Annotated in this window: 25 protein-coding genes and 1 pseudogene; 20 read left to right on the top strand and 6 right to left on the bottom strand. The window is 33.1% G+C overall.

Annotation, left to right across the window (positions count from 1 at the left end; genetic code table 11):
* Positions 1 to 298: 298 nt before the first annotated feature.
* Positions 299 to 1996 (top strand): M3 family oligoendopeptidase, encoded by a 1698-nt coding sequence (locus AC1DS7_RS27870; RefSeq protein WP_476999363.1) that lies wholly within the window; start codon positions 299 to 301, stop codon positions 1994 to 1996.
* Positions 1997 to 2017: 21 nt separating this feature from the next.
* On the opposite strand, the gene AC1DS7_RS27865 is transcribed toward AC1DS7_RS27870, so the two are convergent.
* A complete protein-coding gene (locus AC1DS7_RS27865) occupies positions 2018 to 2206 on the bottom strand; it encodes a DUF4017 family protein (RefSeq protein ID WP_002032631.1) in 189 nt (62 codons plus the stop codon).
* Between the two features lie 176 nt (positions 2207 to 2382).
* On the opposite strand from AC1DS7_RS27865, the gene AC1DS7_RS27860 reads away from it, so the two are divergent.
* From AC1DS7_RS27860 to AC1DS7_RS27850, 3 genes are all read left to right on the top strand, one after another.
* Positions 2383 to 3591, top strand: a complete 1209-nt coding sequence (locus AC1DS7_RS27860; RefSeq protein ID WP_016101264.1) for a hypothetical protein — start codon at positions 2383 to 2385, stop codon at positions 3589 to 3591.
* A gap of 20 nt (positions 3592 to 3611) precedes the next feature.
* On the top strand, positions 3612 to 4061 hold the full coding sequence (locus AC1DS7_RS27855; protein ID WP_016101265.1) for a DUF6884 domain-containing protein: 450 nt from the start codon (positions 3612 to 3614) through the stop codon (positions 4059 to 4061).
* Positions 4062 to 4193: 132 nt separating this feature from the next.
* The gene (locus tag AC1DS7_RS27850) at positions 4194 to 4379 is read left to right on the top strand and encodes a hypothetical protein (protein ID WP_002085081.1); all 186 of its coding nucleotides are present in this window, start codon (positions 4194 to 4196) and stop codon (positions 4377 to 4379) included.
* Positions 4380 to 4430: 51 nt separating this feature from the next.
* Here the strand turns inward: AC1DS7_RS27850 and AC1DS7_RS27845 are convergent, their stop codons facing one another.
* From AC1DS7_RS27845 to AC1DS7_RS27835, 3 genes are all read right to left on the bottom strand, one after another.
* Positions 4431 to 4883, bottom strand: coding sequence for a hypothetical protein (locus AC1DS7_RS27845; RefSeq protein ID WP_002142080.1), 453 nt, complete (start codon positions 4881 to 4883; stop codon positions 4431 to 4433).
* Positions 4884 to 5020: 137 nt separating this feature from the next.
* A complete protein-coding gene (locus AC1DS7_RS27840) occupies positions 5021 to 5377 on the bottom strand; it encodes a hypothetical protein (RefSeq protein WP_002142079.1) in 357 nt (118 codons plus the stop codon).
* 129 nt (positions 5378 to 5506) lie between these two features.
* A complete protein-coding gene (locus tag AC1DS7_RS27835) occupies positions 5507 to 6130 on the bottom strand; it encodes a hypothetical protein (protein WP_002142078.1) in 624 nt (207 codons plus the stop codon).
* 1092 nt (positions 6131 to 7222) lie between these two features.
* Here AC1DS7_RS27835 and recQ point away from each other — a divergent pair.
* The 3 genes from recQ to AC1DS7_RS27820 all read left to right on the top strand — a co-directional run bounded on the left by recQ (position 7223) and on the right by AC1DS7_RS27820 (position 10668).
* Positions 7223 to 9340: a DNA helicase RecQ gene (gene recQ / locus AC1DS7_RS27830; RefSeq protein ID WP_002013002.1), complete on the top strand. Its 2118-nt coding sequence runs from the start codon at positions 7223 to 7225 to the stop codon at positions 9338 to 9340.
* A 25-nt stretch (positions 9341 to 9365) separates the two neighbouring features.
* Positions 9366 to 9749: a gamma-glutamylcyclotransferase family protein gene (locus tag AC1DS7_RS27825; protein ID WP_016101267.1), complete on the top strand. Its 384-nt coding sequence runs from the start codon at positions 9366 to 9368 to the stop codon at positions 9747 to 9749.
* A gap of 181 nt (positions 9750 to 9930) precedes the next feature.
* Positions 9931 to 10668 carry a class I SAM-dependent methyltransferase gene (locus AC1DS7_RS27820; RefSeq protein WP_016101268.1) on the top strand — a complete coding sequence of 246 codons (738 nt, stop codon included), beginning with the start codon at positions 9931 to 9933 and terminating at the stop codon, positions 10666 to 10668.
* Between the two features lie 79 nt (positions 10669 to 10747).
* On the opposite strand, the pseudogene AC1DS7_RS27815 reads toward AC1DS7_RS27820, so the two are convergent.
* A pseudogene (locus AC1DS7_RS27815) lies at positions 10748 to 10894 on the bottom strand (IS4 family transposase); the annotation flags it as partial.
* A gap of 335 nt (positions 10895 to 11229) precedes the next feature.
* Here AC1DS7_RS27815 and AC1DS7_RS27810 point away from each other — a divergent pair.
* The 7 genes from AC1DS7_RS27810 (at position 11230) to AC1DS7_RS27780 (ending at position 17296) form a co-directional block, all read left to right on the top strand.
* Positions 11230 to 11517 carry a hypothetical protein gene (locus AC1DS7_RS27810; RefSeq protein WP_016101269.1) on the top strand — a complete coding sequence of 96 codons (288 nt, stop codon included), beginning with the start codon at positions 11230 to 11232 and terminating at the stop codon, positions 11515 to 11517.
* A 232-nt stretch (positions 11518 to 11749) separates the two neighbouring features.
* Positions 11750 to 13825: a HelD family protein gene (locus AC1DS7_RS27805; protein WP_016101270.1), complete on the top strand. Its 2076-nt coding sequence runs from the start codon at positions 11750 to 11752 to the stop codon at positions 13823 to 13825.
* A 74-nt stretch (positions 13826 to 13899) separates the two neighbouring features.
* Complete coding sequence (locus AC1DS7_RS27800) at positions 13900 to 14232, top strand: DUF952 domain-containing protein (RefSeq protein WP_016101271.1); 333 nt, start codon at positions 13900 to 13902, stop codon at positions 14230 to 14232.
* 167 nt (positions 14233 to 14399) lie between these two features.
* Positions 14400 to 14747: a PadR family transcriptional regulator gene (locus tag AC1DS7_RS27795; protein ID WP_002165636.1), complete on the top strand. Its 348-nt coding sequence runs from the start codon at positions 14400 to 14402 to the stop codon at positions 14745 to 14747.
* On the top strand, positions 14734 to 15735 hold the full coding sequence (locus AC1DS7_RS27790; RefSeq protein ID WP_016101272.1) for an HAAS signaling domain-containing protein: 1002 nt from the start codon (positions 14734 to 14736) through the stop codon (positions 15733 to 15735). The genes AC1DS7_RS27795 and AC1DS7_RS27790 overlap by 14 nt, the downstream gene beginning before the upstream one ends.
* Before the next feature lie 78 nt (positions 15736 to 15813).
* Entirely contained in the window at positions 15814 to 16326 is a 513-nt protein-coding gene (locus AC1DS7_RS27785) for a GNAT family N-acetyltransferase (RefSeq protein ID WP_016101273.1), read from the top strand.
* Positions 16327 to 16510: 184 nt separating this feature from the next.
* Positions 16511 to 17296 carry a serine hydrolase gene (locus AC1DS7_RS27780; protein WP_016101274.1) on the top strand — a complete coding sequence of 262 codons (786 nt, stop codon included), beginning with the start codon at positions 16511 to 16513 and terminating at the stop codon, positions 17294 to 17296.
* Between the two features lie 218 nt (positions 17297 to 17514).
* Here the strand turns inward: AC1DS7_RS27780 and AC1DS7_RS27775 are convergent, their stop codons facing one another.
* Positions 17515 to 18279 carry a collagen-like protein gene (locus tag AC1DS7_RS27775; RefSeq protein ID WP_476999362.1) on the bottom strand — a complete coding sequence of 255 codons (765 nt, stop codon included), beginning with the start codon at positions 18277 to 18279 and terminating at the stop codon, positions 17515 to 17517.
* A gap of 149 nt (positions 18280 to 18428) precedes the next feature.
* Here AC1DS7_RS27775 and AC1DS7_RS27770 point away from each other — a divergent pair, with 149 nt between their 5' ends.
* The 6 genes from AC1DS7_RS27770 to AC1DS7_RS27745 all read left to right on the top strand — a co-directional run bounded on the left by AC1DS7_RS27770 (position 18429) and on the right by AC1DS7_RS27745 (position 20877).
* Complete coding sequence (locus AC1DS7_RS27770) at positions 18429 to 18614, top strand: hypothetical protein (protein WP_080118277.1); 186 nt, start codon at positions 18429 to 18431, stop codon at positions 18612 to 18614.
* A 32-nt stretch (positions 18615 to 18646) separates the two neighbouring features.
* The gene (locus AC1DS7_RS27765) at positions 18647 to 19063 is read left to right on the top strand and encodes a GNAT family N-acetyltransferase (protein WP_002136725.1); all 417 of its coding nucleotides are present in this window, start codon (positions 18647 to 18649) and stop codon (positions 19061 to 19063) included.
* Positions 19064 to 19096: 33 nt separating this feature from the next.
* Positions 19097 to 19501 (top strand): GNAT family N-acetyltransferase, encoded by a 405-nt coding sequence (locus tag AC1DS7_RS27760; protein WP_016101276.1) that lies wholly within the window; start codon positions 19097 to 19099, stop codon positions 19499 to 19501.
* A 15-nt stretch (positions 19502 to 19516) separates the two neighbouring features.
* The gene (locus AC1DS7_RS27755; protein WP_000994618.1) at positions 19517 to 19870 is read left to right on the top strand and encodes an MmcQ/YjbR family DNA-binding protein; all 354 of its coding nucleotides are present in this window, start codon (positions 19517 to 19519) and stop codon (positions 19868 to 19870) included.
* Positions 19871 to 19962: 92 nt separating this feature from the next.
* On the top strand, positions 19963 to 20349 hold the full coding sequence (locus tag AC1DS7_RS27750; RefSeq protein WP_476999361.1) for a ribosomal maturation YjgA family protein: 387 nt from the start codon (positions 19963 to 19965) through the stop codon (positions 20347 to 20349).
* Positions 20350 to 20370: 21 nt separating this feature from the next.
* Positions 20371 to 20877: a DNA topology modulation protein gene (locus AC1DS7_RS27745; RefSeq protein ID WP_016091527.1), complete on the top strand. Its 507-nt coding sequence runs from the start codon at positions 20371 to 20373 to the stop codon at positions 20875 to 20877.
* Positions 20878 to 21009: the final 132 nt, after the last annotated feature.

Raw genomic sequence — 21009 nt, 5'->3', positions numbered from 1 at the left:
CTCTATTAATTGCGTTCTACTTTTAAGTCCATATTTCTTCGCTATAGCTGATTGACTACCCTCACCGTTTAAAAAACTTTCTACAGCTTGTATCTTTAATTCATTTGAATAAGTTTGAAATGTAGACCCTTTTTTAGCCATAATAAAATCCCCTCCAAGTAGAAGTGTAACATCCATGTTTGTTCATGGTCTTTTTACACTGTCTACCTTAAGGGGATAATATCAGTCAGATTGGCTGCTTGTTTTTTTCTTGTTTAAAATGACAGAAAATTATAATTTTAAACAAGGAGGTTTGCGTATGTTTAATGGTTCAAAGACGTTAAAAAGGGATGGAAATAGGAAATGTTATGACTTGGAAACGTTGGAAAACAAATTTCAATCACTTTTAAATCAAAATATTTCTTCTGTTGCTGAATTAGAGGAATGGCTAATAAAGGAACAGCGTTTAACTGCTGAAGTAGAAGAGGTGTTAACGAGTCAATTAATTGCTGTGTATAGAGATACGAAAGACAGTACAATACGTAATCTACATAAATATAACCAAAATAGTATTCAACCACTTTTAAAAAAATACAATGCAAAATTTGATCGGAAATTTAGTGATTGTCCGTTTTCAAAGCTATTGGATGAACGAAAATACGGATACATGAAAAAAGTAAGATTGGTGAACAGCGAATTATTTAATGAAAAGAATATTTCTCTTGCCGTTAAGGAGGAGGGTTTTATAACGAAGTATAGAGAAATTATGTCTAACATAACAATCAATTGGAACAACGAAATAAGGACGTACGCATACGTTAAAGCAGAGTTGGATAACCCAAATAGAAGCATTCGTGAAAAGGCATGGCATGCTTTATGTGAAGCACGAAGTGTAGTAAAACCAGAAATAGATTGTATTATGAATGAACTTGTACAATTACGGAATCAAATGGCCCTAAATGCAGGGTTTAACAATTATAGCGAATATATTTTTAAGCTAAAAAACAGAGAATATAGTATTGAAGACTGTTATACGCTTCATGAATCTATAGAGAAGCTGGTTGTACCCGTATGGAAACGATTAGGGAATCTTTTTAAAAAGGATCTTGGTGTAAAAGCGTATCTTCCATGGGATCTTGCTCCTTGTACATTGCAGAAAGTTTCATTTCAAAATTCCAATGATTTATTGGATGGGATTGAAGAGATGTTAAGAAAGACAGATTCATATTTTCATGAGGAATTTATTCATATAAGGAAATCAGGATTAATTGACGTAGAAGAACGGGAAAATAAGGCGCCGGGGGCTGCTTGTTTTACCTTACCTTATAACCAAGAGGTTTTTATTTATTCTAATTTTAGTCTATCATTTAACGCAATTAATGCACTCATACATGAAGTGGGTCATGCACTTCATTTCAATAAACAGTTTAACAATGAAAGTAGTATGCAAGAAAAATATCTTMGTGAAGAAGTAGCTGAGTTGTATTCTCATAGTCTCGAGCTATTACTAATGGATAAACTTAACATTTTTTATAAGGAAGAGAATGAATATAAGAAGGCACAACGAGAACAACTGCATCGAGCTTTGTCTTTATTAATTACGCCAGTTTCAGGTGATCTATTTCAGCATTGGCTCTATACCAATCCAAATCATTCATCAGAAGAACGGGATGAGAAATATCTTGAATTATGTAAAAGGTATAAATTTTCGTCAATCGATATTACAGGCTATGAGGAAGGGCTTGGTGCGAGTTGGATAGAATCGTTCCATTATATTCAGTATCCTTTTTACAAAATTGAATATGCAATTGCACAATTAGGAGCACTACAATTATTTCAAATATATCGGGAGAATCAAGAAAAAGCGATTACTTTCTTTAAAGAGGGAACGAGTGCTGATTGGAATGTTTCCATACAGGAAATTTATGGTAATACAGGTGTTGCATTTGATTTTTCGCAAGAAACGGTACAAAGTACTGCTGGAGCTGTGTTGAAGTTTATAAGTGAATTAAAATAAGGATAGCATTCGCTATCCTCTTTATTCATAAGATCGTTTCTTGTTTATATAAAATGTAACAATAGCAGCAATAATGAAAATAGGTATTGCGTACGCTTGCCCAACGAATAATTTCCATCCTACATTATTATAGCCGTCAGATGCTGGAATGATAATTGCGATGATACAAACAATAATATAAGCTAATAATGCTGGGAGTATATTTTTCATAATTGTTCACCTCCTTTTAATACCAATGTTATGACTATATTTATATAATACATGATAAGTTTTCATTTGGAAAATTATGTACAAGATATATATTTTTGTAATTATGTAAAAGAAATGGTTATTTGAAAATAGGGTAGATGATATATATAAAGAATGATATAGGGGGGATTTGTATAATGGACAATATATTAAATAGAATGAAGCAAGATATAAATATGGAGTTATTGTATAAGCTATGGCCTGATTTTAAGAGGGCTGCTTTTGCATTGTATGATGATGAGTATGTGTATGTATTTCATCATCCATTATTTATGACAGAGGATGATGATGGGTATACCGTTTTAAATTGGAATGAACAATTTAAAGGAGATACATTCATCATATTCAAAGATTATCCAACTGCCATCGTCAATATGAATAGGTATAGAGATTATGAAAGTTTATTTGCGATTGTAGTGCATGAACTTTTTCATTGTTATCAATATTTGAATGGTGAAAGTAGATTTCCAAATGAATCTCTAGGATTTCAATATCCTATATTAGAAGAAAATATTGAATTACGAAATAAAGAACGAATTTGTTTATATGATGCTGTTCATTGTAAGTCACAAGCTGAGAAGAATAACTATATTAAGCAATTTATTGAACTAAGAGAGCAAAGGGCTAATTTTATGAAAGAAGAGTTTGTAACATACGAGTGTATGGTTGAAAGTATAGAAGGGCCTGCTTGGTATGTTGAAATGAATGCTTACAATACAGTATGTAATAATGATGAAAGTGAAACATTACGAAAATATAGTAGATTAATTTTAGATGCATATGAAGCTAATTGTAACATAAGAAAGAGTTGTTATAGCTCAGGAATGTTTTTATGTTTATTATTAGATGAAATCCTTCCTGAGTGGAAAACGAGCTTCTTTAATAGTGATAAATCGCTATATGCTTTTTTAAAACAAAATATAAATGTGGATTTGGATTTAAACAATGAAATTACAATAAGTAATGAAACAAAGCAAATGATTCATTTTGTTCAAAACGAAAGAGACAAGGATTTTAAAGAATTTAATGAGAAAAAAGGATATCACCTGTATATTATAGGGGATATAAAATTAAATATGTTTAATCCAATGAACGTAAATTTAAAGGGAAATAAAGCATTACATAAAACCTTTGTAAGTGTAAGTATGCATAATAAAACATATATGCTAAATCAGCCTGTTTTAGCATCTTTTGAAGAAGATTATAAAAATATGAAACAAGTTCATATCATTATGAATGAAAAACCAGTAGAAAAAAATAATAGTTGGAACGTTGTGGGAATTGGAGACATAGAAGCTGAGTATGAAGAAGTGGAGAATTCTCTATTTTTATATTTAAAAAGTTAGAAGCGAGGTAAGAAATAACAATGAAAAGATTATGCATTATTCCATGCGGAAAGAAGAAAATTTGGGATAAGTACTCAGATTACGGAGAGGCAGAGGCAAAAGATGTATATATTAGTCCATTCGGAAAAGCATGTCAGGCGTATGCAACTGAGTTTTTTGAGAATTGGGTTATATTATCAGCAAAGCATGGATTCTTAAGACCAAATGATATCGTACAAGAAAACTATGATCTTGCATTTGATTCAAAGAGTAATGAGATTATTAGCATAGAACAATTAAAACAACAGATGGTTGATAAAGATTTACTTCAGTTTGAAGAGATCGTCTTACTTGCGGGAAAGAAGCATAAAAAAGTAGTGACGAAGCTATATCCAGAAGAAATCATTACATATCCATTAGAAGGGTGTAAAGGAATTGGGTATATGTTGCAGAGATTGAAGGGGGCTGTGGAAGCGCAGAAGGAAGTATAGGGATAAATTAGTAATATAGATTCAAATTATGCCAAATTAATACATTTAAAATAGACTAGTAAACAAGCATTTTTACCTTTTTAAACATAGAATATGATGAATTCTATTTTATATTAGGGGAGAGTCATATTCATGTGTAATAATTGTGGTTGTAGACGCAGAGATTGTAATAGATTTTGGGATGATTTAATGTTTGGAAGATGTAGACGCAGAGATTGTGATGATTGTGGTTGTAGACGTAAACGTGACTGTGATTGTGATGATTGCCGTCGCAATCGTAAACGTGACGACGATGATGATAAATGTCGTAAGTGGTAATATTTTAAAAAGAGTACTTTGAAGTAAGTACTCTTTTTGTGTATAAACCTTTTAAATTCCATCTTGAACAGATTTTTTTTCAATTTCCCATGAATCTTGTTTTATAATCTTTAAAGCTACATTAGTACCATTAGATTCCTTATAAAAGATATATCCGTGGTTTGATTTAACGTAAGTTAAAGGTTCGCCAATGCAATCTTTAGAACAAGATGTGTTGATAAGTTCAATTAAGGATAGTTCGCTAAGATCGGTTTTACTAGCATCTATAAGTGTATCAAGGTTCGTTTTACGAAAACCTTGTAAGTTTACATCGAAATTCTTTTCTATTTCTCCAGTAACGCTAGTATTCATTACTTCAACTGAATTTTTCTTTTCTAGAAGAAAACCATTTCCATAAAGGAATTTTGTATATCCAAGCCAGGCGATTAAAAATAGTATAAAAAACATACCAGTTGTTTTAAGTTTTCGAAGCCGTTTACTTACGATTGATTCTGAATATTTCATTCAGCCTAATCCTCCAATGTTTTTATTTTAAAGTATGCTTGGGTATATATATTTAGAAGGAGATGAAAGTTAGAGAGTTACTGATTCAAAAAAAGAAAGCATCTGAAGTTAGGTGCTTTCTTTTTGAATACTGTCCGCTATCTGTTAGTTACTTGTTTCATAAGCGGTCTTATTTCTTTAACAGGTGGTTTTTTATCATAGGCATCAACGTAAGAAAAGTAATAATTTAAGTTTCTAAGAAGTCCCTTTCCTATTTTTGCGCTTAAGAAAGGGAATACTTGTCCAGTATAATCATCGAGAGATTTACAATAGTATTTTTCATCTAAGTATATGCTGTATTTACATGTTAGTTCTACTAATGAGTTACCTTCATCATCAAATACTTCTTTAGAATCAATAACGTCTATTAATGCAAATTTTTCATTCAGATAAACTTTCTTCTTTTTCTCGTACTTATTTGTGAGAATAAATACGAGACCAATTGCGTTAATCAAACTATTTCCTCCTATAAAAAACGGATATTAATAAAATATATCGATATACGTTAAATGTAAAGAGGAGTGGTGAAATATCATTGATAGAAAACTAAATAAGCCGATTTGTTTTTTCAAATCGGCTTATTTTTATTGAAATACTTGCGGAAATTGTTTTACGATTGCGTTTGTTATCATGTCGGCCATTTCTAATGCTTCTTTTTCAATTTTATCGTATAGTTTTACACTGGCATCATAATCTTTATTTAGGAAGGCAAGTGCTTCCGCTTTCGTTAACGCTAAATGCTCATAAAACATTTTTCTAAATTCTTCTTTATCTATATATGGGTTGATACTGTTAAGAAATTCAGTGATTTCATCACCATTAGCGTACCATTTCTTTTCTATAGCGGCCGCTGCGTTTTGATCACCAGCTTTTGCGGCTTTAACAAGATCAGCAGCGATTGTTAAGTGGTCTTTAATTAATGCACTATATTTTTTCACTGCATTTTCTCCGTAGAATGGTTCAAGTGATAGCCCCATGTGTGTTGCATTTTGTAGAAGACGTCCAACGGTAACGTTTACGTCGGGCAAGTTAAAGATGATGCCTATAATGGCTAATCGTGTCCAAGCAACGTGTTGTTCCCATAAAGAACGCATATATCCTTTTAGAAAGTTTTCGTTTTTACTAACTCGGTAATTTCGTACAAATGAATCGAAGTTTCCATTAGTGATATGATAAGGGGAGTAATACGATTGCCAATAAGTATACATAAATAGTTACACTCCTTTGAACATGTATATCTCACAATATGATAAACGTTATTTTTAAGTTACGTGTCCAAGAGTTTTTTTGAGAGTTGGAAAAGGAGAAAGTTGAAGGGGAATAAAAAACACACTTATGATATATATGAATAAAAAGAATTTTAAAATAATAGAGGTCCTGCAAGGGAAATTGCAGGACCTCAAAAGGGTATTGCCGAGATGTCGGACTCGACTACGTAATATTAACATAAAATTCTTTCAAAAAAACCTGGTAAATGTGTCCAAATGAGAAGGGTGCTTTTTAATAAAGTTAAAGGGATCTGCTTCCCGCGGCAGATCCCTTTAACTAGATAATGTTGATGAGCAAAAACTCATCTAGAGTACTTTTATAGTAACAAATGAAATTCACTTTGTGTATTGAGAAAAAATGAATTGCTTGTATGAATGTAGCGGATTTATATTTTGCTTTTTGGAATTATAATCATTTGTGGAGAGCAGAATAGGGTTCTAAAATGGAGAAAAGACTTTTCAGCCAGGCTACGATACATTGCAATATGTAAGTATAAAAAAAGACCTGCTAATTTAAGCAGGTCAACATAAGGGGTTTATCTAACAGATTATTATATATGGTAACAACTGTATTGTAGTAAGTCTATAAGTTATATGTTGAGAAAATTTGTTCGAATGATATATATTTGGCACATGTATTAACGTTTAAAAAGTTGAGAAAGGAAATTCATAAGCTTGCTATAAGAAAATAAGGGCTGATACTTATAAAATGATTCATATTTCCACGCATCATTATTAGAGAATTGGAGTTGTTTATTTGACGCTTTAGGTTTGTTGGAATTATTGTAACGACTCTTCATAATTTAACCTCCTCAAATTCATATGTATACGATTAGTAGTATTCTAGGAAGGTAAATTAAATGAATATTTATTTTGAAATTCTTTCTTCTTGTGTACTAGATTTGTTTTTTTATGTTGGAAAACGTAGGAAGCAAATAGAACTCAAATACTTATAAAATTCAAAGTGGCGAGAATCAGTTTGATGATATAATGGGAATAGATGAAAGATAAAGAAAAGCAGGTGACTCTTTTTTGTTTACAAAAGCACAAGAACTTTTAGCGTCTTATTTCGGTTATTCGTCATTCCGAAGAGGACAAGATGAAACAATTAAAAATGTATTAGATGGGAAAGATACAGTCTGTATTATGCCTACGGGTGGTGGTAAGTCAATTTGTTATCAAATTCCCGCATTAGTATTCGAAGGAACGACATTAGTTATTTCACCTTTGATTTCACTTATGAAAGACCAAGTAGATACATTAGTACAAAACGGTATTTCAGCTACTTATATTAATAGTTCTATTTCTATTACAGAAGCAAATCAACGAATTCAATTAGCGAAACAAGGCCATTATAAGTTACTTTATGTGGCGCCTGAGCGTCTTGATTCAATGGAATTTGTTGATCAACTTATCGATATGAAAATCCCGATGATTGCAATTGATGAGGCGCACTGTATTTCGCAGTGGGGACATGATTTCCGTCCTAGTTATTTACATATACATCGCATATTAGATTATCTTCCAGAAAAGCCGCTCGTATTAGCGTTAACTGCTACGGCAACACCACAAGTTCGTGAAGATATTTGCAACACGCTTGGAATTAATCAAGAAAATACAATTATGACAACGTTTGAGCGCGAGAACTTATCATTCTCTGTCATTAAAGGACAGGATCGTAATGCTTATTTAGCGGATTATATTCGTCAAAATCAGAAGGAATCTGGGATTATATATGCAGCTACAAGAAAAGTTGTCGATCAGTTATATGAAGATTTAGGGAAAGCAGGAGTTTCTGTATCGAAATATCATGCTGGTATGAGCGACCACGATCGAAATGAACAGCAAGAACTCTTTTTACGAGATGAAATAAGTGTTATGGTGGCAACATCTGCATTTGGAATGGGTATAGATAAATCGAATATACGTTACGTTATCCATTATCAACTTCCAAAAAATATGGAAAGTTACTATCAAGAAGCAGGACGTGCTGGTCGTGATGGATTAGATAGTGAATGTATTTTGTTATATTCTTCTCAAGATGTGCAAGTACAACGCTTTTTAATCGATCAATCAACTGGAGAATCACGTTTTTCAAATGAGCTTGAAAAACTCCAAAATATGACCGATTACTGTCATACAGAACAATGTTTACAATCATTTATTTTGCAATACTTCGGAGAAGAGCCGAAGGAAGATTGTGGTCGCTGCGGTAATTGTACGGACGACCGTGAAAGTATCGATGTGACGAGAGAATCCCAAATGGTACTATCTTGTATGATTAGGACGAACCAACGATTTGGAAAGCAAATGATTGCACAAGTATTAACTGGATCTAAAAATAAGAAAGTCATTGAATTTAATTTTCATACTTTGCCAACGTATGGTCTTTTATCAAACCGTAGTGTAAAAGAAGTCAGTGAGTTTATTGAGTTTTTAATTTCAGATGAGTTAATTGCAGTTGAACATGGTACGTATCCAACATTAAAAGTAACGGAAAAAGGAAAAGAAGTATTACTTGGTAAAGAGAATGTTTTACGCAAAGAACGAGTAGAAACGAGACAAATTGTTCAAGACCATCCTTTATTTGAAGTGCTTCGTGAAGTGCGTAAAGAAATTGCACAAGGAGAAGGTGTACCACCGTTCGTTATTTTCTCTGACCAAACGTTAAAAGATATGTGTGCGAAAATGCCACAAAGTGACTCCGAACTCCTAACTGTAAAAGGAATCGGAGAACACAAACTTGTGAAGTACGGGTCTCACTTCTTACAAGCAGTTCAGCACTTTATTGAGGATAACCCAAACTATGCGGAAACAATTAAGACTGAAGTTGTTTCAGAGAGTAAAAAATCAGGAAAAGCGTCAGCGAATTCTCATTTAGAAACGTATGAAATGTATAAACAAGGCATTGATCTAGATGAAATTGCGAAAGAACGTAGCTTATCAAGACAAACAATTGAAAATCATTTAATTCGCTGCTTTGAAGATGGAATGGAAGTAGACTGGAACAGTTTTGTTCCTGCAGAATATGAATCACTGATTGAAACTGCCGTGCAAAATGCAGAGGGTGGTCTGAAATCGATTAAGGACCAACTTCCAAATGAAGTGAGTTACTTTATGATTCGTGCTTATTTACAAATTAGAAAGTAGAGACATATAAAGGGGATAGGGATTTATGCATCACGTTTTCGTGTATGGCACGTTAAGAAAAGAGCAAACGAATGCTCATTTTATGCAAGGTGCAATATGCATCGCAGACGAAGCATGGACGTATGGTAAATTATTTGATACATACGAAGGGTATCCTGCGATGATTTGTTCAAATGAGGACAAAGTATACGGAGAAGTTTATGAAGTAAATGATGATGTTCTGCAAAAGTTAGATGAACTTGAAGAATACACAGGTAATGCAGAAAGTGATTTATATGACCGAATCACCGAAACGATTTATTTAGGTGATAGAGAAATACGTGCATTTGTGTATGTTGCTCAAGATAAAGAGATGCTAAAGAAAGTTATCATTTCTGGTGATTGGGTGGAGTATCAACAAGGAAAATAAAAGCAGCTATAGAGCAGATAGTGGAATCGACCATTATCTGCTTTTTATATTGGTACTTTTAAAATTCTTATTATTTTGATAAATTGTAAATGTAGAGAAATAAGAATGGTTTTTTTTATGGGTGTCAGAAATTTAGTTTCTCACCTGTAGCAGAAAAGTCTAGTGCAGGAGGAGAATAATAATGAACGAATTAAATGTGAAGGAATTTTACCAAAAACAATTCGAACTGTCGAATTACGATATCAATACAGAAAGCTGGTTAGAGCAGGTTGCTAAAGAAGTTCAAGAACAAGTTGGTCATCCATTTCAAACGATGTTAGAACTTGGTGCGGGAAATGGTGGATTTGCACGAGCGATGTCTAAGTTACGTGTGAGAATGACAACTGTTGAACTTGTATCAGAGCTGGTTTCCTTTGCAAAAGAACATTCTAGTAGTGATATTGCCATTCATTGTGGAGATTTTTATCAAATTAACTTTGAAGAAAAATTTGATGTGGTTAGTTATTTAGATGGATTTGGTGTAGGAACAGATGATGAGCAATTGATTCTATTAAAACGGATTAAAAATTGGATGAAGGATGATGGATGTGCACTTATTGATATTTATCAACCATTGTATTGGAAAAAAGTAAGTGGACAAGAAATGTCCTTAAGTGCAGCTATGCGAAAATACGAATATGATAGTATAAATGAAAGAATGTTAGATCATTGGTGGAATCCTAATCAGCCTAATGAGATTGTAACACAGTCTTTACGTTGCTATACAGTTGAAGAGATTAGCGATCTATGTGATGAAGCAAATTTAAATATTGTAGCAATTTTCCCGGGTGGCGCATTTGATTTTGAGAAATCGCGATATAAAGAGCAAGCTTCTTTACATGAGTGCTTATCGTATCGTATAAAAGTAAAAAAGAAATAAAGAATAGATTGGGCGTCTCCCTCGTACACATTAAGCTGAATTTATGTGAAGGGAATTTCAAATTTATAGAATCTAATAACGAAAATAGTTGGTTGAGTGCTTCTATACTCATATAAATATCTTTGTTAGCTTCTAAAAGACTGAAAGGTTGGGTTAATGAAGAATGAGCTATGTTTTGGCTAAATAAAACACAAAGGTATACTAGTTTTTGTGAAATATATTCACTAGTTTGTTAAGCGAATCAAATCTTTCTAACTAATCACTCCAAATTATTAGGCAGCATATATCGTTGTGATTATTTGAAAACTAATACTAGTTCATTAAAAATCGATAAATTCATATTAAAACGCCATCCTTTTTGTATATTTCTATAAAAAGAATAGCGTTTTTTTCGTTATATGGATACAAATTTACATTATCTTGATAATAGTAATAGGGCGAGAACCTATTATGTTTAACTAATAATAAAATGACACAATTGACAAAACACGCATCGGTGTTATAATGATAAATTGTTACCAAGGTAACAAAATAATGTTTTTGCATTAAGGGTGTGAAATTATGAAACAAAATAATGAACAAATAAATGAAAAAAACACAAAAATTAAAGTTGAACGTGTGCAAACTGGTATTAGGATGGAAAAAAGAATGGTAAAAGTTTTGAAAGCGATGGCAGAATATCATGATATTTCGCTGGGCATTCTTCTTGAAAGAATCGTTCTACATTCTTTTGAAAATAAACCTGTGTTTAGTGATGAAAGTCTTGAAAAAGTTAAAGCTATAAAAGAAGTTTACGATATGGATTATGGCCTAGAAATAAGTCGTCAGTGGAATGATTCGGATAACTAGAATGATTATTTTTACATACAGTTCCTTGTGTAAGCAATCTATGAAATGAAAAAATAAAGAGAGAGAAAATTTTGTTTTAAAGATACTTCAAAAGCTTAGATAAAGAGGTATATTTTTTGTGTTTTTCTTTAATTTGGAAAATTCTAAATCAAACTATTGACTTTATGAATGGATTTTTAATACAATTGTATCTCGACTGAAAAAATTGGAACGGACAGGAGGGAATCATCAAATGAGTAACATATTTGAAGAAGAATTACAAAAAATGAAAGATATTTTATGTACGATGGATGAGCAATTAGAACAGCTTGAAAAAATCCCGGTTTATTATGGAGAAGATTTTAAAGAGCAAATTCTTGAAAGTATGAGGGAGTCTAATAGACAAAGCTTACGTATTGGTGTACATGAGCCGTATTTTGGAAGATTAGACTTTCAGGAGGATGGCAAGGAAGACGTAATGCCGATTTACATCGGTAAAGTAGGTGTTTCAGATAAAGATACGATGAAACCAATTGTAATTGATTGGCGTGCACCTGTCGCAAGTATGTTTTATTCATTTACCGGTGGTGAAGAATTAGCATTTTATCATTCACCAGACGGATTAGTAGAAGGCGATGTTTATTTAAAACGAAACATTTCGATTCGAAAGAGAGAACTAGAACGTGTTGTTGATACATATGTGAAAGGAAATGAAGATGTCTCACATGCTGATGATTTTCTTCTATATCGATTAGGTGAGAATAAAGATAACAAATTGAAAGATATCGTTTCGACTATACAATCGGAGCAAAATGATATTATTCGTGCGGAAAGAAACTTACCGTTATTAATTCAAGGGGTTGCAGGGAGCGGAAAAACAACGATCGCTTTACATCGCCTTGCTTTTTTAATTTATGAATATCGTGAACAACTTGAAGCGGAGAGAATGATCGTATTCGCTCCAAACAGTTTGTTTTTAGACTATATTTCAAGTGTACTTCCTGAGTTAGGTGTAGGAAATATTAGTCAAACAACGTTTCCAGATTGGGCATTACGTACGTTAGATGGTTCGGTGAAACTGAAGCAGACAGAAGAAAAATTGAAAGAAGCTTTCTCAATTAATCGCGATGAAAAAAAGGTTATGCTAGGTAAATTGAAAGGCACGCTGGAATTTAAGTCGTTTATTGAAAAAAGAATGATTCAATTTGAAAAAGATTTAGTGCCAACAAAAGATTTTGAGGCATGGGATAAAGCTGTTATTCCAGTGGAAGACGTTAAAAAATGGATGCAGGTTGAATATAAACACTATCCATTAAAGAAAAGAAGAGAACGTTTAGTCGGCCGTATGAAGCGCTGGATTGAAATTGAGCTTAAAAAGTTTGGAGAAACGAACGAGAAAAAATTACTAAAAAAAGAAGCGACAAAGAGATTGAACACATATATGAATTTTTGGCCGAAAATGAGCCCGCTTTCACTATATAGTTCAATGATAAAGAGTAAAGAAATACTCGAAGTATTACCTGAAGAACTTGTTCAAGAAACAGAAAAGAATTGTCGTAAAAAAGAAGTGTATGTAGAAGACTTACCAGCTTTAATTTACATACAACATCGCATAACAGGAATTGAAATTGGACAAAAGTTCCATCACGTCGTTATTGATGAAGCGCAAGATTTCTCGCCATTCCAAGTATATGTATTAAAAGAAATTACACTAGGTAATTCTTTCACTATATTAGGTGATTTATCTCAAGCGATTTATGATTATCAAGGAATTGAAGACTGGGGTGCTTTTAAGGAAGTATTTCAAGAAACAGGTTATTATGAATTGACGAGAAGTTATCGTTCTACAAAAGAAATTATTGAATTCGCGAATGAAATAATTAAAAATGCAGAGATTCCTGTAGGACTGGCAACTCCAGTTTTCCGTAGTGGTGAAGACGTGAAAGTAATTCCAGCAGAGGACCAATTTACTGAAGTTTTAAAGACATTACAGCATTTGCAAACTGAAGATGTGAAAACAATCGCGGTAATTGGAAGAACAGACGATGAATGCCGTGATATATATGAGAAGTTAACAAATGCAGGGTTGACTGTTAATGTCATTGAAGCAGATCAAAGCAAATATGAAGGTGGTATTTCGGTAGTACCTGTATATTTGGCGAAAGGTTTAGAATTTGATGCCGTACTTCTAATCGACGTTGATGAGGAACATTACAAAAATACAAAACATGATGCGAAATTATTGTATGTCGGATGTACGAGATCGCTTCATGATTTATGGATTTTCCATAGTGGGGAAGCGTCGCCATTAATTAAGGGGATAAAATAAATAAAAAAGAGGATTTTCTAGTAATAAACAGAAAAACCTCTTTTTTTCTATATAAGGATATAGGGGGAATGGATATGATTACAAAAGTAATAACAAAAAGAAATTGGGAAATCGCAAAAACAACTAGAGAGATTAATGAAGCCTCACTTAAAGAAGAGGGGTTCATTCATTGTTCATTATTAGGCCAAGCTTTAAAAGTTGCTCAAAAACATTTCAGTCATGAAGAAGATGTATTATTACTTACAATTGATCCATCCCTAGTAAAAGCAGAAATAAAATATGAACTTGCTTCTAACGGTCAAGAATACCCGCATGTATATGGAGTAATCAATTTTGAGGCAATTGTAGGTGTTGCTCCATTTCTTAAAGAAAAGGGAGATTTTTTATTACCAGAGGGACAAAGTTAAGAGTGTTATAGGTATTTAAGTTAGCTAGAAAAGCACAAATCATATCGTTTGTGCTTTTTATTGTCTATTTTTTTGAAAAATCATTGTTTTTGTCACACTAATACTGTACGATACATAGTATAAAACACATACTGTATGACATATAGTAATGGAAATGAGGTGGGTGAATGGATACTTTATTAAATTCATTAATTACTGAGCTAAGGAGAGGGACATTGACATTAGCGGTTTTAAGTCAACTAAGAACGCCGCAATATGGATATTCGCTTGTCCAATTATTGGAGAAATCAGGAATCATGATAGATCAAAGTACTTTATATCCACTACTTCGCCGATTAGAAAAGCAGGAGCTAGTGACGAGTAGTTGGGATAAAACGGAGAGTAGACCTCGTAAGTATTATGTTTTAAGTGAATATGGATTAGAGATATTTTTACAATTGAAAAAGGAGTGGATAAAGGATTCGAAAGAACTTTATAACCTATTAAAGGAGGAGGACGAGAATGAGTTTGATTGATATGTATGTCCATGAAGTTGCGAAGAGATTACCTGAAAAAAATCGTGAAGATATTACGCTTGAACTACGGTCGACAATAGAGGATATGTTACCTGATGAGTACAATGAGGAAGATGTAAAGAGTGTCCTTGAAAAATTGGGGAGCCCAGTTTCATTGGCTAATGGGTATTTGGATAGACCGATGCATTTAATTGGACCACGTTATTTTGATGTGTATACGACATTATTAAAAATGATCATACCAATTGCAGCTGTTATCGCACTCATTTCAATGGTTGCAGAAAATTTTATAGGCTATACTGGTGATCAGGCAGTTTTAAATGTTATTTTACAATTGATAGGTAAAGGAATTGGGGAAATTGTCGAAGTAGGCCTCCATGTATTTTTCTGGTTGACACTTGTATTTGCTATTTTAGAAAGAACAGATAAAGACAAAAGCACCCAACCGTTGACGACAAGTTTAAAAAAATGGACACCTGATGATTTGAAAAATATCTCGTATGTGCCAAAGAAAAAGTCAATTTCAAAGTTTGAAGTTTTTGGAGGTTTGATGTGGACGGCAGTGTGGGCTACACTTTACTTTTATGCGAATTATCTTGTTGGCGTATATAATGGTACGGCAAATGGATTGAAGTTTGTCGCGCCAACTTTTAATCAAGATGTTTTACTTCAGTATTGGCCAATCGTTGTAATTATGATTGTTTTCGAAATAGGTATATCTCTTTATAAGTTAATGCAAGGACAATGGACGAAAAGAGTGGCAATTGGGAATGCAATACTACAGCTAGCTGCAACAATAGTATTCATTGTAATCGTAGTAAATCCTCATTTATTTAACGAAGGATTCATTACGTATGTGGCAAATGTGTTTACAATTTCTCCAGAGGAATTTAAAACGTGGTTAATTGGTGGAGGGATAATTATCTTCATATTATCTGCGGTACTAAATGCAATTGAGGGTTTTCGAAAATCTAGAATTCGGTTGTAAAAATAAGTTTGTATTATTATTAGGTAGATTAGTTGAAAGAAAGGTACAGAGAAAGATCATTATGAAAGGAAGAAAACAATGATAAGGGAAGCAATGAAAAAAGATGTAACATTTATTTTAGATATTTATAATGATGCAATCCTTAATTCAACAGCTGTATATGCGTACAAACCTGTAACCCTTGAAAATAGAATAGATTGGTATGAACAAAAAAAGGCTGATGGCCATCCAATTTTAGTCTACGAGCTAGATAATAAAGTAGTAGGATTTGCGACATTTGGCCCCTTTAGGGCATGGCCTGCCTATAAATATTCAGTTGAACATTCTGTGTATGTTGATAAAGAATATAGAAAAAATGGAATTGGGTCCTCTTTAATGGAAGAATTAATTACAATTGCAAAAGAAAGAGAATATATAACCTTAATTGCTGGAATTGATGCGGAAAATGAAAAAAGCATTGCAATGCATAAAAACTTCGGATTTGTTTATTCGGGAACAATAAAAAAGGCTGGTTATAAGTTCAATGGATGGCTAGATTTAGCTTTTTATCAATTGGAGCTTAATGGTCCTAAAAATCCTACTGAAGAATAGCTGTATCTATTACTGTAAAAATAATTTTAAAAAGAAATTGTATATATTACAAAAGATAGTATGAAGAAATCTCATGCTATCTTTTTCTTATTGTATTCATGATTATCATTTAACAAAAAAGGATTCTTATATTCTATATCGAATTTTGAGAAGATGATAAAACGATATAAGAAGAGGGATGAATATGCAGGCTGTCATTAAAAAAATAAAAGAAATACAAATTGGTCAAGTTGGAATACTTGTTTATTCAACAAAGAATGGAAATATAGTTGCTACCCATAACAATGAGCTATACGTTCCTTTAGCATCAGCAGCAAAAGTGGCAATTGGATTTACAGTAGCAAAGATGGTAAAGGACAAACAAATTAATTGGAATGATACACTTCATCACATTAAGTTTAATCCAAATGAAGATAGTGCGCAGTTATATCCACATTTACAAGAAAGAAATACATTAGCACTTAGTAAAGCAGTAGAAGTAATGATAGCTTGTCACGACAGTTATATTGCTCACTCGGTTGTAATGCACTGCGGAGGATGGGAAACTGTCAGAGAAAATGTTTTAACGTACTTTTCAAAGATTCATATACAGGAAAACCCTAGAGATGAGCAAAATGTCGGAGAGTTAAATCAAGTTCTTTCACTTTTAGTACATATTTTTCAAGGATATAAATCAGAACCAGAATTATGGGAACCCATTATTAATGGAATGGTAAGGCAACAAGGTGATTATGAAGGGATACCGTATTATCATTTAGCTCATATGACAGGTGGTTTATCCACAGCTATAATAAATATTGGTATAATAGGAATGTTTCATAAATTTCCGTTTCTTTATGTAATTGGGGGAAGAGATTTACCTAATCGATTTGATAATAAAGAGGTTGATGAAACAATTCTAGAAGCTTTGAAGTGCTTATATAAAGAATATAAGATAACAAGTCAAACAAACGTTGTAACCGATAATTGAATAAAAACGTTATTTTAATAGCAGGGAGGGGAATAGTGCACCTAAAGGAGTATACCGTTTACAAAAGTGAATCGCTCATATGTATCGGGACTATAAAGGAATGCGCTCAGCATATGGGAGTGTCTGGTGATTTCTAACATAAAAAGAGAGCACAAAGGCTCTCCTTAATGGTTTTGTGATCCGCCAGCAAAACGAAAAAATTCAAGTACTTCAATACATTAGAAATTTTGTGAACATGAAGTACAAGGTCCACCAGTCGGCTGAAATACAACATTGTCAACAAAAGCTGTTGCGCCTTCTCCCCCTGTAGCAGTATTTTGGAAAGAAATACATGCTGTAGTTACAGTAGCAGGTATACACACAACAAGAATATAATGTTGGAAAAGAGATTGTGGTTGATTCATAACTGGTACAATATGTGGAATGTTTAATGGACCAAGAGTTACAGGGGCAGGAGGACATGCTTGCCCAAGTTCTGGGAAAGATACTGAAGCTATAAGAAATGCACCATCCCTTACATCTGCAGCAAAAGAAAACGTATAACAACAACCTGCGTCAACATCAACTGTTTGATTAATACTTCCACCTGGATTAATTGATGCAGCTAAGAGACTAAATGAACCATTTGACAGAAACCGGCCACTATGAACGTTTGGAAACCCTACTTCTGAAACGGAACCTGCTTGATTCCAACCTGGAACTGGATCTCCTACTACTGCCGGCTCGTCAAATCCAGGGTTGTCAAGAATATTATTACATGGACAACATCCTACTGCTGTTGGACCCGTTGGACCAGTTACGCCTGTTGGACCTGTTGGGCCCGTTGGACTTGTTGGACCTGTTGGACCTGTTGGACCTGTTGGACCTGTTGGACCTGTTGGGCCCGTTGGACCTGTTGGACCCGTTGGACCTATTTCAGGTGGAGGTAAAGGGGGACCGAAACATTCGCACGGAATATGAAAATTTTTTTTAAATTTACTCATTTTTACACCATCCTTATCATTCACCCACTTACACTCTATAGTTTATGAATCAGCTAACACGCAAGTATAAGGAAAAAGCCTTTAAAAATAAAAATAAGCATAAGCCCTTATGACACAAATATAAACCCATTCTATAATATATAAGGAACATGGCTTTACTCCAAACAGCACTTATTTTTTGGCCATCTATTTTATTATTAATTGCTAGTTTTGCCGTTATAAGTTATGTGAGAACAGGCTATGTCTCTGTACCAGGAATAATTGGTTTTTCATGCTTTGTTACATATGGTGGATTTGTATTCATCAGTATATTAAAGAGAAGAAATAAAAATTAAATATAGCTTACTAAGTTGAAAGGAAGAAATATATGAAACGCATAGAGAACGGTACACGCACTGAAGGAGAATACATTAAAAATAAATTAATTCAATATAACATGTCTGTGCTGTCAGATGAAGTAAAACAGCCGATGGAACAAGTAAGCTTCGTAGTGAAAGATGAAGATGGAAAAATCTTTGGCGGGGTAACAGGAACGATGTATTTTTATCATCTTCATATAGATTTTTTATGGGTTGATGAATCTGTTCGTCATGATGGTTATGGTAGTCAATTATTACATAAAATAGAAGGAATTGCGATGGAAAAAGGATGTAGACTCATTTTACTAGATTCATTTAGTTTCCAAGCACCAGATTTTTATAAAAAGCACGGATACCGAGAATATGGTGTTGTTGAAGATCATCCTAAAGGGCATAGTCAACACTTTTTAGAAAAGAGATTATAATAATATTATGTATACTGGTTGAGGGGAGAAAAAATGTACACGTATAAATTACAACATGAACAACCAATCTGTGTAGAAAAAATAAAGAAACTTTACGATTCTGTAGGCTGGTGGCCAGAAAGAAAAGAAGTCGATATTCAAAAAATGTTAAAGAATAGTATAGCAATTGGAGTATGGGAAGAAAACGAATTAATTGGATTTGCTAGAGTTGTTACTGACGGTGTTTTTCGGGCGTATATTGAAGATGTTGTCGTACATGAGAGTGTAAGAAACAAGGGAATTGGTGAGAAGATGCTTACATTGTTACTTCAAGAGGTATCCCATATTGATATTGTTAGTCTATTTTGCGGAGAGAAACTAATAAAGTTCTATGGTGAACAGCAATTTAAAGAGACGAAGCAAATTGTGATGCATCGTAATCAAATAGTAAAAGAATAAGAGGTGCCAATTAGAATGAATGCAACAAGAGCATATTGTTTATCGAAAAGAAAAGCGACAGAAGATTCTCCAGATGGCTGGAGTGCAACATGTATGAGGTTAAATAATAAAATATTTGCGATAGTGAATCATGAAGAAGGTGAAAAAGCTGCGATTACATTAAAATGTGATCCAGAACTTTCTTTACGAATAAGAGAAGATTACCCAGAAACAATAATTCCTGGATATCATATGAATAAAAAGCATTGGAATACAGTGTACATACATAAGGATGTAGGACAAGAACAAATTAATAAGATGATAGATTGGTCGTATGATTTAGTACTACAATCGTTTTCAAAGAAAAAGCAGCAAGAGTTATTGGATTAAATACAAAGTGAAGTCGACTATAAATAGCTAGTAAAATAGTTCTATTTTACTAGCTATTTGCAGTTTTAAATTATGAAGTAGGAGCTTTTGAAATGAATACGAAACGAAATAGATTACTATATGTAATGTTTACTATAGTTGTTATTATTTTAGGTCTTAGTTCAAGAAAGTTTGCTTTTGCGTTACCAGATTTGTTAAATGGGTACTTAGGTGATGCTTTATGGGCATTAATGATTTTCACTGGATTTGGATTTTTGTTTCCTAAAATAGAAACGAAGAAATTAGCTTTTATTAGTTTAATATTTTGCTACGGGATTGAAATTAGCCAATTGTACCATGCGGAATGGATTGATAGCATTCGCGCAACGACTTTAGGTGGACTCGTATTAGGTTACGGATTTTTATGGAGTGATTTAGTGGCTTACACAATTGGTGTTGGAGTAGGAATGCTTGGTGAGTTTATGCTACGGAAGAAATAAAAGATGTAAAAAGGGGTATTTATGAAAAAAATAATATTAATAGGTTCTGGTGGTTCAGGAAAATCTACATTAGCAAAACAGTTAGGGAATAAATTAAATATTAAGGTGCATCATCTTGATGCACTATTTTGGAAACCAAATTGGGAGGGTGTACCGAAAGAGGAGCAAAGAACGGTTCAAAATGAATTAGTTAAAGGGGAAAAGTGGATTATTGATGGGAATTATGGCGGGACAATGGACATAAGAATTAACGCAGCTGATACAATTATCTTCCTTGATACTCATAGAACAATATGTGTTTATCGTGCTTTTAAAAGAATTGTGCAATATCGGAATAAAACAAGGCCAGATATGGGTGCTGGATGTGAAGAAAGGTTTGACTTGCAATTTTTCAAATGGATATGGGAATATCCTAAGACAAAAAGGCCTGCAATTGTAAAAAGACTGGAACAATTCAATAAGGATAAAAGGGTTATTATTTTAAAAACACCAAGTGAGGTTCAACGATTCTTAAAGGAAGTACGGTAAGTATAAATTGGGCATTAAAAGAATTAAATTATGTTCCATTTTGAATGGAGGGGTAATATTGAATGAAATCATTCGCTCAACTGATTCTTTTATGGTAAAAGTTCCAACAGGAGAGGTAGTATTGGTAGTATT

The sequence above is a fragment of the Bacillus sp. P4_E1 genome (assembly GCF_056401715.1).
The sequence above is the reverse complement of the archived record's forward strand: the minus strand, read 5'-3'. Positions and strand labels throughout refer to the sequence as shown.